General features: G+C 77.2%; 13 protein-coding genes and 1 pseudogene. 5 read left to right on the top strand and 9 right to left on the bottom strand.

All coding sequences use genetic code 11. The features are described 5' to 3' along the window. Positions 1–171 precede the first annotated feature (171 nt). Positions 172–324 carry a sigma factor gene (locus tag E4U92_RS36105; RefSeq protein WP_168725247.1) on the bottom strand — a complete coding sequence of 51 codons (153 nt, stop codon included), beginning with the start codon at positions 322–324 and terminating at the stop codon, positions 172–174. 148 nt (positions 325–472) lie between these two features. On the opposite strand from E4U92_RS36105, the gene E4U92_RS32795 reads away from it, so the two are divergent. Then, positions 473–1,666: a MerR family transcriptional regulator gene (locus E4U92_RS32795; RefSeq protein WP_373311594.1), complete on the top strand. Its 1,194-nt coding sequence runs from the start codon at positions 473–475 to the stop codon at positions 1,664–1,666. 16 nt (positions 1,667–1,682) lie between these two features. Here E4U92_RS32795 and E4U92_RS32790 read toward each other — a convergent pair whose 3' ends face one another. From E4U92_RS32790 to E4U92_RS32775, 4 genes are read right to left on the bottom strand one after another with little or no spacing between them, the layout of a single operon-like run. Next, positions 1,683–2,687: a DUF5914 domain-containing protein gene (locus E4U92_RS32790; protein ID WP_137304079.1), complete on the bottom strand. Its 1,005-nt coding sequence runs from the start codon at positions 2,685–2,687 to the stop codon at positions 1,683–1,685. Next, on the bottom strand, positions 2,684–3,694 hold the full coding sequence (locus tag E4U92_RS32785) for a phytoene/squalene synthase family protein (RefSeq protein WP_137304078.1): 1,011 nt from the start codon (positions 3,692–3,694) through the stop codon (positions 2,684–2,686). The genes E4U92_RS32790 and E4U92_RS32785 overlap by 4 nt, the downstream gene beginning before the upstream one ends. Next, positions 3,691–5,232 carry a phytoene desaturase family protein gene (crtI, locus tag E4U92_RS32780; protein WP_137304077.1) on the bottom strand — a complete coding sequence of 514 codons (1,542 nt, stop codon included), beginning with the start codon at positions 5,230–5,232 and terminating at the stop codon, positions 3,691–3,693. Before crtI ends, E4U92_RS32785 begins: the two co-directional genes overlap by 4 nt. After that, a complete protein-coding gene (locus tag E4U92_RS32775) occupies positions 5,229–6,593 on the bottom strand; it encodes a polyprenyl synthetase family protein (RefSeq protein ID WP_137304076.1) in 1,365 nt (454 codons plus the stop codon). Before E4U92_RS32775 ends, crtI begins: the two co-directional genes overlap by 4 nt. A gap of 324 nt (positions 6,594–6,917) precedes the next feature. Here E4U92_RS32775 and E4U92_RS32770 point away from each other — a divergent pair, with 324 nt between their 5' ends. Genes E4U92_RS32770 through E4U92_RS32760 form a run of 3 tightly spaced genes read left to right on the top strand, consistent with a single transcriptional unit; the run spans position 6,918 to position 10,452 of the window. Then, positions 6,918–8,114 (top strand): lycopene cyclase family protein, encoded by a 1,197-nt coding sequence (locus tag E4U92_RS32770; RefSeq protein WP_137304075.1) that lies wholly within the window; start codon positions 6,918–6,920, stop codon positions 8,112–8,114. 17 nt (positions 8,115–8,131) lie between these two features. Next, positions 8,132–8,872 (top strand): class I SAM-dependent methyltransferase, encoded by a 741-nt coding sequence (locus E4U92_RS32765; protein WP_137304074.1) that lies wholly within the window; start codon positions 8,132–8,134, stop codon positions 8,870–8,872. Continuing rightward, entirely contained in the window at positions 8,869–10,452 is a 1,584-nt protein-coding gene (locus E4U92_RS32760; protein ID WP_137304073.1) for an FAD-dependent oxidoreductase, read from the top strand. Before E4U92_RS32765 ends, E4U92_RS32760 begins: the two co-directional genes overlap by 4 nt. Positions 10,453–10,527: 75 nt before the next feature. Here E4U92_RS32760 and E4U92_RS32755 read toward each other — a convergent pair whose 3' ends face one another. Continuing rightward, complete coding sequence (locus E4U92_RS32755; RefSeq protein ID WP_137304072.1) at positions 10,528–11,904, bottom strand: cryptochrome/photolyase family protein; 1,377 nt, start codon at positions 11,902–11,904, stop codon at positions 10,528–10,530. A gap of 116 nt (positions 11,905–12,020) precedes the next feature. Continuing rightward, positions 12,021–12,425 carry a winged helix-turn-helix transcriptional regulator gene (locus E4U92_RS32750; protein ID WP_137304071.1) on the bottom strand — a complete coding sequence of 135 codons (405 nt, stop codon included), beginning with the start codon at positions 12,423–12,425 and terminating at the stop codon, positions 12,021–12,023. A 144-nt stretch (positions 12,426–12,569) separates the two neighbouring features. Between E4U92_RS32750 and E4U92_RS32745 the strand changes: the two genes are divergently transcribed. Further along, complete coding sequence (locus E4U92_RS32745; RefSeq protein ID WP_137304070.1) at positions 12,570–13,457, top strand: NADP-dependent oxidoreductase; 888 nt, start codon at positions 12,570–12,572, stop codon at positions 13,455–13,457. Between the two features lie 33 nt (positions 13,458–13,490). Here E4U92_RS32745 and E4U92_RS32740 read toward each other — a convergent pair whose 3' ends face one another. Together E4U92_RS32740 and E4U92_RS32735 are read right to left on the bottom strand one after the other, a co-directional pair. Then, entirely contained in the window at positions 13,491–13,844 is a 354-nt protein-coding gene (locus E4U92_RS32740; RefSeq protein WP_174864120.1) for a cytochrome C oxidase subunit I, read from the bottom strand. Then, a pseudogene (locus E4U92_RS32735) lies at positions 13,841–14,082 on the bottom strand (aa3-type cytochrome oxidase subunit I); the annotation flags it as partial. The gene E4U92_RS32740 and the pseudogene E4U92_RS32735, both read right to left, overlap by 4 nt.

Below are 14,082 nucleotides of genomic sequence, written 5' to 3'. Positions count from 1 at the left end.
CTCGGTCGTCTCCGGCTCAGCGACCAGATGCCAGTTGTGCGGGGGGTGTGGGCCTTGCTTGAAGAGATCGGGGCGGGGTGCGAGCCGGGGCCGATCCGCGCGCCGGACCCGGCGTGCGGGGCGCGCGTCGCTGCGCGCATCGATTCCGCGCGTCACGCCGCCCGCAGGCCGTCATCCGGCGCGGCCGCGCCAGGCGGCGGCGAACACCTGCCGGGTCACGTCCTCCGCGTCCCGCGGGTCCCCGAGGGCCTGCCGGGCCGGTCCGTACACGAGCCCCGCCCACCGCCGGTGCAGCACCGCCCAGTCGTCGGTCACACGGTCCACGTCGATGCGTCGTCCCCGGACCACCGCGAGGCCGCTGCTCCCGGTGTGCCGTCCAGCCTGGGCTCCGCAGGACCGTGCGGCAACAACTTGCACCGATTGTGCATCGGATAGGCTGGAGGGAGCACGAGGACTCAGGAGGGAGACCGCGATGGCCGTCATGAGCGAGCCCGAGCCCGAGCCCGAGCCCGAGGCCCCGGCCGACGCGGCGGGGCTGACCACGGGCGCGGTCGCCCGGCGGCTCGGCGTGTCGCCGACCACCCTGCGCTCCTGGGACCGCCGCTACGGCCTCGGACCCGCGGTGCGCGCGGAGGGCCGGCACCGCCGCTGGAGCCCCACCGACATCGCCATGGTGGAGGAGATGTGCCGCCTGACCTCGGCCGGGGCGCCCCCCGCCGAGGCGGCCCGGGTGGCCCGCCTGCGCCACCTCACGCCCGACCCGCCCGCAGCCCCTGGGGCCGTGCCGCCCCCCGCGCCCCCCACTGCCGAGCCCCGTGACCCGGCCGACGCCGACGCCCTCACCGACGCCGGTACGGCGACGGATGCGGATACCGGTGCGGCAGCCGCCGGTCCCGAAGCCGAAGCCGAAGTCGAAGCCGATGCCGAAACCCGGCCCGGCCCCCCGGGCCCCGGCCGGCGCGGCGGTGCCGGCGGCGGGCTGCCGCTGGGCGGCGACGTCCGGCAGGAGTGCCGGGGCCTGGCCCGGGCCGCGGTGCGCCTCGACGCGCCGGAGCTGGAGCAGCGCCTGCTCGACGCGGTCGACCGGCACGGCCTGGTCGTCGCCTGGGAGGAGGTGATGGTGCCGACGCTGCGCGCGGTCGGCCGCAAGTGGGAGTCGTCCGGTGACCGGTACGTGGAGGTCGAGCACCTGCTGTCCTGGCACATCTCCAGCACCCTGCGCGGCGTGCCCTTCCTCTTCCCGCGCCGTGAACCCGTGGCGGGGGCGTCCCCGGTCGTGCTGGCCTGCACGCCGGGCGAGCAGCACTCGCTGCCGCTGGAGGTGCTGACCGCGGCGCTGGCCGAGCGGGGCCTGCCGACGCGGACCCTGGGTGCCGCGGTGCCGACGGAGGCACTGCTGGCGTGCGTGCGGCGGACCGGACCGGCCGCCGTGGTGCTGTGGGCGCAGACCCGCTCCACCGCGTCCCTGCCCCTGGCCCGGCACGTCGCCGGCCTGCAGTGGGGCACCGCGGGCGCCCGCAGGCGCCCCGCGGTGCTGCCCGCCGGCCCCGGCTGGGACCGGCGGGCGTCGGCCGGCTTCCCGCGCTGCTCGGGGCTGCGCGAGGCGGTGGACACGCTGAGCCGGCTCTGCGGCGACGACGCCAGGACTCCGGCCCGCGGCCACTGAGCGGGGCCCGCCGCGCTCAGCCCGGGAAGCGTCCGGTGGAGCGCAGCTCCCAGCGCCGCTCCGCGTACGCCAGGTCGTCCCGCCACAGCCGGGCCGCGGCCGTGCGGACCAGGGGCCGCAGCACCGGCGCCGCCCGCCGGGCCGCCGCGAAGCCGCGCCGCCCGGAGCCGGCGACCACGGCCTCCACCACCGCCGTGCGCGGCCGGCCCAGGGCGTCCCGGCCGAGCGGGGTGGCGTGGGTTTCCACGACCGAGCCCACGCCCTCGCCCTCGGTGATCCGCATCAGCACCGTGCGCGGACCCGGCGCGGTGAACTCGGCGCGCACGGGCACGACGAGCCGGCCGGCGACCTTGAACGACACGTCCACCGTGAAGGAGTCGTCCTCGTCGGCGCGGCCCGGCGCCCGCACCACCGTCAGGTCGACGAACGAGTACGGGTGGAACCAGGCGCCGTGCCACGGGTCGAGCCGGTTGGCCACCACGTCCTCCGGCTCGCACACGCCCACCGTGGTGTACACGGCGGACAGCGCCCCGGCCTCCGCCGGGCGGGTCGGCACCCGGGGGACGTCGGTCGGTTCCTCACCGCCGCTCCCGTCGAGCCGCACCCACAGCAGCACGCCGTCGTCGTGGACCGGCCAGGGCTCCCACCCGGCGGACGGGCTCCCGTCCAGGGCCAGTCCGTGCCAGTGGCACACCAGGGTGCCGCAGCGCACCGGGCTGTCCCGCAGCGGCGCCCCCAGGTGCGGGCAGGCGCCGGGCCCCGCCACGGGCCGCCCCTCGGCGTCCCGCCACAGCACCAGCTCCCGCCCGGCGACCGTGCGCCCGAGCGGCCGGTCCGCGCGCAGGTCGCGGGAGGCGCCGACGACGTACCAGTTGCCGGTGGGCCGGGCCTGCGCCCGCTTCAGGGCCTCCGCGATCAGCGCGGGCCTGGCGTCGCGCCAGGTCGGCCGCTGCCGCTCCCAGCGCACCGGCGAGCGCCGCAGCCGCAGCGGCGGCCGGTACCGTCCGGGCCGGGGACTCATGCCACCTCCTGGTACGAACGGTCCGCCGGGGCCGCCTCGACCGGGGCACCGGGGGAGCGGCGCCGATCCGTCAGGCGGGCCGCGGCCACCCGGACCAGTCCGTCGGCCGCGACCAGGGCCCGGCGCCGGCGCGGCACCACCGAGCGCCGGTGCAGGACGGCGTACCCGTCGGCGGCGACGGCGTCGAGGATGCCCCCGTACAGGACGAACGCCGTGCGGATGCACGGCCGCGACACGGGGCTGAGCATCGCGATGCCGGGCGCGGCCCGCCGGTACGCGGCCCGGGTCAGGGACGCGAACTCCCGCAGCGCCGCGGTGACCCGGCCGTCGGTGCGGCCGGTGTCGCGGCAGTGCCGCAGCAGCGCGCGGTCCACGCCGTGCGCGGCCAGCAGGTCCCCGGGCACGTAGACGCGGCCGCGGTCGAGGTCCTCGCCCACGTCCCGCAGGAAGTTGGTGAGCTGGAAGGCGACGCCGAGCTCGGCCGCGTGGGGCGCGGCCTCCTCCCGGGGCGTGACCGTCCCGAGCACCGGCAGCATCTGCAGGCCGATCACCGCCGCGGAGCCGTGCATGTAGCCCCGCAGGTCGTCGTACGTGGCGTACGAGGTGACCGTCAGGTCGCTGCGCATGGAGGCGAGGAAGTCGGTGAACAGATCGTGGGCGATCGCGTGGCGGCGGGCGGTGTCGGCCAGCGCGCGGGCCACCGGGTGGGCCTCGCGCGCGCCCGGCCCGTCGTCGTGGGCGAGGGTGCGGGCCAAGTCGTCGCCCAGCCGGTCCAGGGCGCGGGCGCGCTCGTCGTCGGGTGCTCCGTCGAGCGCGTCGACGATGTCGTCGGCCCAGCGGGCGAAGCCGTACAGCGCGTGCACGGCGGGGCGCCGGTCCGGGGTGAGCAGGCGGGTGGCGAGGAAGTAGGTGCGCCCGTGGCGGGCGTTGAGCTCCCGGCTGCGCAGGTAGGCGGCGCGCAGCCCGGGGTCGGTGACGCCCGCGGCGTCCAGTTCTCGGGTCGTCACGACCGGGCTCCTTCGGCGAGGGGAATCGTGCGTGGGCGCCGGGCCGCGGCCGTGCGGCCCGCCCCGGTGATGCGGGTGGCGGCCAGCTTCCCGGACCACAGGACCGGCGGTACGCCGACGCCCGGGGTGGTGCCGCAGCCGGCCAGGACGGCGTTCGCGGTGCCGCGCACGAGGTTGCGCGGGCGGAACGGGCCGGTCTGGGCGAACGTGTGGGCGGCGGAGAACGGCGTCCCCGCCGCGAGGCCCTGCCCCGTCCAGTCGGCGGGGGTCACCAGGCACTCCTCCTCGATGGACTCGGCGATGCCGGTCAGCCCGCGGCCGTCCAGCTCGCGCAGCAGGCTGTCCCGGTAGCGCGGCCCCAGGTCCTGCCACTGGGCCGCGTCCGGACCGATCCCGGTGTGCGGGCACGGCGCGAGGACGTAGTGCAGGTGCCGGCCGGGCGGGGCCAGGGACGGGTCGGTGGCGGTGGGCCGGGTGATCAGCAGCGAGGGGTCGCTCATCAGCTCCCCGGTACGGGTCAGCTCGTCGAAGGTGCGCCGCCACTCGTGCCCGAACGAGATCGTGTGGTGGGCCAGTTCGGGCCAGGTGCGGTCGCAGCCGGCGTGCAGGACCACCGCCGACGGCGCGTGCCGCAGCCCCAGCGGGCGGCGCGGGCTGCGGCCCAGGAGCCGGTAGGTCACCGGCAGGTCGGGCGTGAGCACCACGGCGTCGCACGGGATGCGCTGGTCCTCGGTGACCACGGCGGTGATCCGCCCGCCCGAGCGCTCCAGCCGGGTCACCGTCTGCCCGTGGTGGAACGTCGCGCCCGCCGCGGCCGCCACGTCGGCCATCGCCTGCGGCAGGGCGTGCATCCCGCCGCGCGGGAAGTACACCCCGGCGACGGTGTCCATGTAGGCGATCACCATGTACGCGGCCAATGCGCGCTCGGGAGGCACGCCCGCGTACAGCGCCTGGAAGGTGAAGACGCGGCGCAGCCGCTCGTCCTTCAGGTACCTGCCGACCCCGGCCTCCCAGCGGCCGAAGCCGCCGAGCGCGGCCAGCCGGGCGAGGTCCGGGGTGAGGAGCTGCCACGGCGAGTCGAAGTCCGCGTCGAGGAAACGGCCGCGCTCCGCCCGGTACAGGCGGGTGAGCCGCTCGCGCAGCGCGCGGTAGCCGGCCGCCTCGGCGGGCCCGGCGAACCGGGTCACCTCCTCGGCCATGGCGTCGCCGTCGGTGTGCACGTCGAGCCACGTCCCGTCGGCGAACCGGGCCCGGTAGGCCGGGTCGAGCGGGATCAGGTCGACGTGGTCGCGCAGCGCGGTGCCGACCGCGGCGAACGCCTCGTCGGCGATCTCCGGCATGGTCAGCACGGTCGGCCCGGTGTCGATGGAGTAGCCGCCGCGCACGAGCCGGCCGGCCCGGCCGCCGGGCAGCGGGTCGCGTTCCACGACGGTCACCCGGCGGCCCGCGCCGAGCAGGTGCAGGGCGGCCGACAGCCCGGCCAGACCCGCGCCGACGACCACGACGTGATCGGTGGGGCCCTGGACGGTGCGGGTCATCGCGCCACCTCCGGCACGGCGACAGGCAGGGCGTCGGCGGCCGCGACTGCCACCGGTGGTGACGGCGCGGGCGCCGGGCGGTGTCCCGGTGCCGCCGCGCCGTCCCGCGGCCCGCTGATCCCGGCCAGCAGCTCGCGCAGGGCGGCCGCCGCCCGCGGCTGCGGCAGCTCGGCCAGGGCGACGTGCCGCAGGGCGCGCCGCGACAGCCGCGCGATCCGCGTCTCGACGGCGTCCCGCGCCCCGGTGGCGACCACCACCTCCCGCACCCGGTCGAGCCCGGCCCCGGTCAGGTCCGCCCGGCCCACGGCGGTGTCCAGCACCTCCAGCGCGGGCCGGTCCCCGGTGCCGACGGCCCGGGCCCGGGTGAGGGCCATCAGGTACGTCGGCTTGCCCTCCCGCACGTCGCCGCCGGACGGCTTGCCGGTCACGCCCGGGTCGGTGAACAGGTCGTCCAGGTCGTCCCGGAGCTGGAAGGCGAGCCCGGCGCAGCGCCCGGCCCGGCACAGCGCCCGCACCACGGACGTCTCGGCGCCGGCGAGGACGGCGCCCAGCTCCAGGGGCCGCTCGACCGTGTACAGCGCGCTCTTGAGGCAGGCGGCGCGGACCGCGCGGGCGACGGTGTGCCGGGCGGTCGCCTGCCCCTGCACGTCCAGGTACTGCCCGGCGACCATCTCGGTGCGCGTCGTGCGCCACACCTCGTGCACGCGCCGCGCGGCACCCGGCGGCAGGTCCGCGCCGTCCGTCAGCAGCTCCGTCATCGTGTCGTCGGCCCAGGCCAGGGCCAGGTCGCCGGCCAGCACGGCGGCGGACTCCCCGAGCCGCCGCGCGGTGGCGGGCGCGCTGTCGCCGTACTGCGCGGCGACGGCCGTGTGCAGCGCGGGCCTGCCCCGCCGGGTGGCCGCCGCGTCCATCACGTCGTCGTGGACGAGGGCGCACGTCTGGAGCAGTTCGAGGGCCGCCGCGGCGCGCAGGGCCGCCCGGACCTGCGCCCCGTCCCCGCCGCCGCAGGCGCGCAGCGACCACCACAGCAGCCGGGGCCGCAGCCGGCGACCGCCGCGCAGGGTGAAGTCCGCGACGCGCTCGGCGACGTCCCGGGCGAACAGCGGGTCCAGCACCCGGGTGTCGTCCACCCGGGTGGCGAGGAGCCGGGCGAGACGCGCGCCGACCGCGCCGGCCACGTCCGCGTCCACCGCCCCGGGGTCGTCGTACAGCGGGCCGTCGAAGGACCCGCCCGCGCCGGCCGGCGCGGCGAACCCGGGGGACGGGTGCGCGGGCTGGCGGGTCTGCTGCGGAGCGGCTCCGGCGCCGGGCGGTTCGTCCGGCCGGGCCGTGTGCCGGACGGTCGCCTGGGTGAAACGCATCGCGGATCCTCTCGCCCGTGGTGGGTGTGTCCGTGGTCCGGGTACGGCTGTCGGGTCCGTGCGGGCCGCACGCCGTGTCGTACGAGTCATTCCGCGCGGAAGGCATGAGCGGATGCGCCGTTCGGGCACATGCGGTGCTGTCGGGCGGGCCGGTCACCCGCCGGACGGACCGGACGACACGCCCCGCGGTGCATCCGCGCGGCACGGTCGGCCGGAAACACTGGACGGCACGACGCCCCCGCACGGGACGGCGCCGGTCGAAGAGCCGTATTCCGGGAAGCCCGCCGTCGGCGGGGGCGAGAGCTGGGCGAGGGAGCTGCGGGCGTGGATCTGGAGACCGACGTCGCCGTGGTCGGGGCGGGCGCCGCGGGACTGTCGCTGGTGCTCGGCCTGGCGCGGCCACCGGCGGGGGCGCGGCCCCTGGACACGGTGCTGCTGGCCGCCCCGCCCGGCCCGGCGCGCGCCGCGCCGCGCACCTGGTGCTTCTGGGAGCGGGGTGCGGGCCCCTACGACGAGGCGCTGACGGCGCGCTGGCAGCACCTGCGCGTGCGCACCCCGGACGGCACGGCCGTCACCCGCCGGATCGCGCCGCTGACGTACAAGATGCTGTCGTCCGACGCGTTCGAGAGCCTGGTCGCCGACGAGATCGCGGTCGGCGGCCGCGCGCGGCGCGTGGAGGCGGCCGTCGAGCGGATCGAGCCGGTGCCGGACGGCGCCCGGGTGCACGGACGGCTGCCCGACGGCGGGCGCGTCACGGTCCGCGCCCGCTGGGTCTTCGACTCCCGCCCGCTGCCGTCCCTGCCACCCGCGCGCACCACCTTGCTGCAGCACTTCCGCGGCTGGTTCGTACGGACCCGGACGCCCGTCTTCGACCCGCACGCCGTGGAACTGATGGACTTCCGCACCCCGCAGCCCGCGCACGGGCTGTCCTTCGGGTACGTGCTGCCGGTCGGCCCGTGCGAGGCGCTGGTCGAGTACACGGAGTTCTCCCGGCAGGTCCTGCCCGGCGGGCAGTACGACCGCCTCCTGCGCCGGTACGTCGACGACGTGATCGGCCTGGACGACTACCGGGTGAGCGCCACCGAGCACGGCGTGATCCCCATGACGGACGCCGACTTCCCCCGGCAGTGCGCACCCCACGTCTTCCGGATCGGCGCCTCGGCCGGGGCCACCCGGCCCTCGACCGGCTACACCTTCAGCGCCGTGCAGCGGCAGACCCGCGCCGTGGCCGCCGCCCTGCACGCCGGCCGCCGGCCACTGCCGCCCCGCCCGCACTCCGCGCGGGCCCGGCTGATGGACGCCGTCCTGCTGCACGCCCTGGACAGCGGGCGGGTCGACGGCCCCGCTTTCTTCGGCCGGCTGTTCGCGCGCGTGCCGCCCGTGCGGCTGCTGCGCTTCCTCGACGGCGCCACCAGCCTGCCCGAGGACCTCGCCGTCGGCGCGCACGTGCCCACCGCCGCGATGCTCAGCTCCGCCCTCCGCCTGCCCTTCACCCCGCGCCGGACCCGTCCGGCCGCCTGACCCCGGAGCCCGAACCCATGCCGCTCCTGCGCGACGCCCGTCTCGCCGACGCCTTCGACCACGCCGCCCGCGGCTACGACATCCTCGTGGCGGCCAACCCCGGCTACCACGCCCACCTGCGCCGCTCCGTCCGGCGGCTCGGCCTGCCGCGGCACGGCACCAAGCTGCGCGTCCTCGACCTGGGCTGCGGCACCGGGGCGTCCACCGCCGCCCTGGCCGCCGTCCTGCCCGCCGCGCGGATCACTGCGGTCGACGCCAGCGAGGGCATGCTGCGCCGTGCCGCGCTCCGCCCTTGGTCGGCGTCGGTGCGCTTCGTCCACGCCCCCGTGGAGCGCCTGGCGGAGGCGGGGGTCAGCGGCCCCTTCGACGCCGTCTTCGCCGCGTACCTGCTGCGCAACACCGCCGACCCGGACGCCGTGCTGGCCGCCGCCCACCGCCTGCTCGCCCCGCACGGGCGGCTCGCCCTGCACGAGTACGCGCTCAGCGGGCACCCCGCGCACCGGGCCGTGTGGAACGCGGTGTGCGGCGGGATGGTCCTGCCCGTCGCCACGTTGCTCGGCGACGGCCCCCTCTACCGGCACCTGTGGCACAGCGTGCTCGCCTTCGACACCGCCGGCGCCCTCGCCCGCCGGGTGACGGAGGCCGGGTTCGAACGGGTGCGCGTGCTGCCCCTGCCGGGCTGGCAGACCGGGATCACCCACACCATGGTGGCCCGCCGCGCGGACGGCACCCGCCGGACGGGAGCCGGCCGGCGATGACCTCCCACCCCGAGCCCTCGCGGCCCGCCCCCTCCCGCCCCGGCCGCGACCGGCTGGCCCGGCTGCTGCCCGCCGCACCCGGCGCCGACCGCGCCGACCCGCTCACCGCCCCGGACGTCGCCGTCGTCGGCGGCGGCATCGCCGGGCTGACGGCCGCCACCGCGCTGGCCGAGCGCGGCGTGCGCGTCACGCTGTACGAGAGCGAGGCGGTGCTCGGCGGGCGGCTGGCCGGCTGGCCCACCCGGCTCGCCGACGGCAGCACGGCGACCATGAGCCGCGGCTTCCACGCGTTCTTCCGGCAGTACTACAACCTGCGCGCCCTGCTGCGCCGCACCGACCCCGGCCTCTCCCGCCTGACCGGCCTGCCCGACTACCCGCTGCGGCACTCCGCCGGCGGACAGGACAGCTTCCGGCACGTGCCCCGCACGCCACCGCTGAGCGCCCTCGGCTTCGTCGCGCTGAGCCCGTCGTTCGGGCTGCGCGACCTGACCCGGATGAACGCCCGCGCGGCGCTGCCCCTGCTCGACGTGCGCGTGCCCGGCGTGTACGAACGGCTGGACGCCACCAGCGCCCACGACTTCCTGGAGGCGATCCGCTTCCCCCCGGCGGCACGGCACCTGGCGTTCGAGGTCTTCTCGCGCAGCTTCTTCGCCGACCCGCGCCTGCTGTCGGCCGCCGAGATGGCGCTGATGTTCCACATCTACTTCCTCGGCTCGGCCGAGGGCCTGCTGTTCGACGTGCCGTCCGAGCCCTTCCCGCAGGCCCTGTGGGACCCGCTGGCCGCCCACCTGACCGGCCTCGGGGCGCGCCTGCTGACGTCGGCCCCGGTCGAGGCCGTCACACCGGACCGCCCCGGAGCCGGGTCCGCGGGTTTCACCGTGGCCACCGCCACCACCGAGCACCACCACGACGCCGTCGTCCTCGCCCTGGACCCGGGCGCCCTGCGCGACCTCGTGCACCGCTCCGCCGGCCTCGGCGACCCGGCGTGGCGCGAGCGCCTGGCCCGGCTGCGCACCGCGCCGCCGTTCCTCGTCACCCGCCTGTGGCTGGACCGGCCGGTCCGCGCCGACCGGCCCGGCTTCCTCGGCACCAGTGGCTACGGCCCCCTGGACAACGTCAGCGTCCTGGACCGCTGGGAGGGCGAGGCCGCCCGCTGGGCCGCCCGCACCGGCGGCTCGGTCCTCGAACTGCACGCCTACGCCCTGCCCGACTCCGGCGACCGGGAGACCTGGCAGAAGGAGCTCGTCGCCGAACTGCACCGCGTCTACCCCGAGACCGGGCCCGCCCGGGTGGTGGACGTCCGCCACGAGTGGCGCGCGGACTGCCCGCTGTTCCCCGTCGGCGGCTACGAGGATCGGCCCGCCGTGCGCACCCCGACCCCCGGCCTCGTCCTCGCCGGTGACGCCGTCCGCACCGGACTGCCCGTGGCCCTCATGGAACGGGCGGCCACCAGTGGCTTCCTCGCCGCCAACGCCCTCCTGAACGGCTGGGGCCTGCGCGGGCACCCGCTGTGGACCGTGCCGGACGGCGGCCGTACGGCACTGCTGCGGTGGGCGGCCGGCGCGGCGGGAGGCGCCTGAGAAGGCCGCGGAGGCCGGGCGTCCGAGCGGCACCCGGCCTCCGGCACCCGCCTCCCGGCCCCCGTCAGGAGCGCCTCAGCGGGCCCGCTCGCGGGCCTGCCGGAACCGGTACAGTCCCGCCGACAGCTCCACCACCGGGTCCGGGTAGTCCAGCGCCGCCCGGTCCGGGCCGGGCAGCTTCCACGGCTCGTGGACGGCCGGCGCGCCGACCCCGGCCAGCTCCGGCACCCACCGGCGCACGTACGCGCCGTCGGGGTCGTACCGCTTGGCCTGGGTGACCGGGTTGAGGACCCGGTTGGGCCGGGTGTCGGTGCCCGTGCCGGCCACCCACTGCCAGTTGAGCTGGTTGTTCGCCACGTCCCCGTCGACCAGCCAGTGCAGGAAGTGGGCGGCGCCGATGCGCCAGTCGACGTACAGGGTCTTGGCGAGGAAGCTCGCGGTGAGCAGCCGGGCCCGGTTGTGCATCCAGCCCTCGTGGCGGAGCTGCCGCATCGCGGCGTCGATCACCGGATAGCCGGTCCGGCCCGTCTCCCACGCCTCGATGTCGGCCGCGGCGGTGCGCCGCGTGCGCCAGCAGTCCCGTTTGGTGCGGTAGTCCGCGCGTGCCGCACCGGGGCGGGCGGCCAGGACCTGGCGGTGGAAGTCGCGCCAGGCGAGCTGCCGGACGAGGGCGTCGGCGCCCGGGCCGCCCTGCCGGCGGGCCCGGTGGACCAGCTCCACCGGGGACAGCGTGCCGAAGTGCAGGTGCGGGGAGAACCGCGAGGTGGCGTCGGCGGCCAGGGCGTCGCGCGTGTCGTCGTAGGCGTCCAGCCCCCTGCGCCAGTAGGCCGCCACCCGCCTGCGGGCCGCGCCCTCCCCGCCGGCCGCGAGGGCGGGCGAGACACCGGTGACGTCACCGCGGGCGGGCAGCGCCTCGCCCGCCACGTGCTCGGAGACCCGCACCCGGCGCGGCGCCGGGGCCACCGGGCGCAGCACCAGCCGGTCCCATTGGCGGAAGTAGGGCGTGAACACGGCGAAGTGGTCCGCGGAGGCGGGCGTCACCGTGCCCGGCGGCACCGCCACGGTGACGGTGTCGTGCACGAACAGACGGCGGCCGTCCGCCTCCAGCGCGCGCCGCAGCCGCTCCTCGCGGCGGGCGGCGAAGGCGGTCTGCCCGGCGGCCATGTGGATCTCGTCGGCGTCCGCCTCGGTCACCACCCGGCACACCTCCTCGACCAGGTCGCCCGAGCGCACCACGAGCCGACCGCCGCGCTCGCGCAGCGAGGCGTCGAGGTCGGCCAGGCAGTCGGCGAGGAACGCGCGCCGGTTGGGCGGGTCGAAGCCGGCCGCCGTCACGGCGCGGTCGCGCACGAAGAACGGCACCACCGCGTCCGAGGCGTCCAGCGCGGCCCGCAGCGGCGGATGGTCGTGCAGCCGCAGATCGGCGGTGAACAGGACGACCGAGACGTGCATGGCTTCGACTCTCCTCCGGGTGACGGCGCTGTCCGGTGAGGACGGCGGATACTTCCCCCGTCACGCCGCGCACGGATGCGGCCGCCCCGAACGGGCCCCTCACGTCACCCGGACGGTCACTCGTCGGCGACCGCGTCGTACCGTTCCCGGGCAGCGTGGACCTCGTCGAAATGGGTCTCCGCCCAGTCCTTCACCGCCGTCAGCAGGTGGGCCAGGCTGTGGCCGAGGCGGGTCAGCTCGTAGTCGACGCGCACGGGGACGGACGGCGTCACCGTCCGCGTCAGGAGCCCGTCCCGCTCCAGGGAGCGCAGCGTCTGGGTGAGCATCTTGGGGCTGACCCCGGCGATCTTGCGGGCGAGGTCGCTGTAGCGCATGGGGCCGCCGGCGAGCGCGGAGACCACGAGGCTGACCCACTTGTCGCTGATGCGGTCCAGGAGCTGGTTGGTGGGACAGCTCCGGATGAAGGCGTCGTACTCGACGCGGGCCCGCTCGCGCCTCTGGGCCGCGGTCAGGGTGGCCATGGCACTCACCTCCGGGGGACGTACGCACCTTCGGGTAACTACTTACCCGCAGATAGTACGTCTTCGTAGGGTCGTGAGCAGTCCGGGACGGCCGCCGCAGGAGCGGCCGTCGCCCCGAATCCCCTATGTCTCAGAGGAGTTGTGATGCGTGCTGCCGTGGTGCGGTCCTTCGGCGGACCGGAGTCGGTGGAGGTCGTGGAGAGCGAGCTGCCCGAGCCGGGCGCCCGCCAGGTGCGGATCAAGGTGGCCGCGGCGGCGCTCAACCCGGTCGACGCCGGGGTGCGCACCGGGGCGTTCGGCGGTGCGGGCAAGCAGATCGGGCTCGGCTGGGACGTCGCCGGAACCGTGGACGCGACCGGCGTGGCCACCGCGTGGAGCCCGGGCGACCGGGTCGTGGCGCTCGACCACGGCATGGTGAAGGCCCTGGGCACGCACGCGGAGTACGCCGTGGTCGACGCCGACGCGGTCGCGCTGGCGCCGACGACGGTGGACGCCGTGCACGCGGCCACGCTCCCGCTGAACGCGCTGACCGCCGCCCAGGCCCTCGACCTGCTGGAGCTGGAGGAGGGCCGGTCACTGCTGGTCACGGGCGCGGCGGGGGCGGTCGGCGGTTTCGCCGCCGAGCTCGCCGCCCGGCGCGGGGTGGCCGTGACGGGCCTGGCCCGGGCGGCCGACGAGGAGTTCGTACGCTCCCTGGGCGCCACGCCGGCCGCAGGTGAGCCGCCGACGGGCGGCTTCGACGCCGTGCTGGACGCGGCCGTGCTCGGCGAGCGGGCCCTGCGGTGGGTGCGGGACGGCGGCGCGTACGCCGGTGTCATCCCGCAGGCCCAGCCCGCCCCGGCCCGCGGGGTGCGCACCTCGGCGGTCGAGGTCGCCGCGGACGGGGCCCGGCTGGCGGAGCTGGTCCGGCTGGTGGACGAGGGCGCGCTGACCCTGCGGGTCGCCGGGACGTACGCCCTCGACGACGCGGCCGAGGCCCACGCACGCCTCGCCGCGGGAGGGGTGCGCGGACGGATCGTGCTGGTGCCCTGAGGGGGCGCCGGGCTCCCGGGCCGCCCGCGCGGGTCACAGGAGCAGGTAGAGACCGGTCACCGTGGTCACGCCGGCGCAGATCGCCAGCACCCACCCCACACAGCGCCGGCGCAGCCTGCGGTACCGGTGCTCGTACTCGGCGCGCAGCGAGTGGCACCGGGCCACGATGCGCTCCAGGTCGTCCCGGGCCCGGTGGAGGCTGTCGGTGACGTAGTGCTGCTCGACCTGCTCGCGTTGTCCCGTCGTCAGCCAGTCGAGCTCCTCGGCGAAGGCCCGCGCGCGTGCCTCGGCCTCCGCCACCCGGGCCTGCCACAGGAGGTACCCCTCGACCTCGTTGGCGAGGTCGCCCGGCTGGCTGTCGGCCGCCTGTCCCGGCAGGCCGTTCACTGTGCCCTCGTGTCGGCCTGCCGGGGTCCGTGCGCCGCGGCCTCGGCCATCGCGATGTCGGGGTGGTGCAGGTCGAACGCCGGGGATTCACTGCGGATGCGCGGCAGGGTGAGGAAGTTGTGCCGCGGCGGCGGGCAGGAGGTCGCCCACTCCAGCGAACGGCCGTAGCCCCACGGGTCGTCGACGCCGACCGGCTTGCCGTACTTGGCCGTCTTCCACACGTTGTAGAGGAAGGGGA

Origin of the sequence: Streptomyces galbus (assembly GCF_005280195.1) — a bacterium.
Classification (GTDB): Bacteria; Actinomycetota; Actinomycetes; order Streptomycetales; family Streptomycetaceae; genus Streptomyces; species Streptomyces galbus.
The sequence above is the reverse complement of the archived record's forward strand: the minus strand, read 5'-3'. Positions and strand labels throughout refer to the sequence as shown.

What these genes read in the sequence shown, in the direction of transcription:
- E4U92_RS32795 (WP_373311594.1), top strand. Translation starts at nt 473, where the DNA reads ATGGCCGTCATGAGCGAGCCCGAGCCCGAGCCCGAGCCCGAGGCCCCG.
- E4U92_RS32790 (WP_137304079.1), bottom strand. Translation starts at nt 2,687, where the DNA reads ATGAGTCCCCGGCCCGGACGGTACCGGCCGCCGCTGCGGCTGCGGCGC.
- crtI (WP_137304077.1), bottom strand. Translation starts at nt 5,232, where the DNA reads ATGACCCGCACCGTCCAGGGCCCCACCGATCACGTCGTGGTCGTCGGC.
- E4U92_RS32775 (WP_137304076.1), bottom strand. Translation starts at nt 6,593, where the DNA reads ATGCGTTTCACCCAGGCGACCGTCCGGCACACGGCCCGGCCGGACGAA.
- E4U92_RS32765 (WP_137304074.1), top strand. Translation starts at nt 8,132, where the DNA reads ATGCCGCTCCTGCGCGACGCCCGTCTCGCCGACGCCTTCGACCACGCC.
- E4U92_RS32760 (WP_137304073.1), top strand. Translation starts at nt 8,869, where the DNA reads ATGACCTCCCACCCCGAGCCCTCGCGGCCCGCCCCCTCCCGCCCCGGC.
- E4U92_RS32755 (WP_137304072.1), bottom strand. Translation starts at nt 11,904, where the DNA reads ATGCACGTCTCGGTCGTCCTGTTCACCGCCGATCTGCGGCTGCACGAC.
- E4U92_RS32750 (WP_137304071.1), bottom strand. Translation starts at nt 12,425, where the DNA reads ATGGCCACCCTGACCGCGGCCCAGAGGCGCGAGCGGGCCCGCGTCGAG.
- E4U92_RS32745 (WP_137304070.1), top strand. Translation starts at nt 12,570, where the DNA reads ATGCGTGCTGCCGTGGTGCGGTCCTTCGGCGGACCGGAGTCGGTGGAG.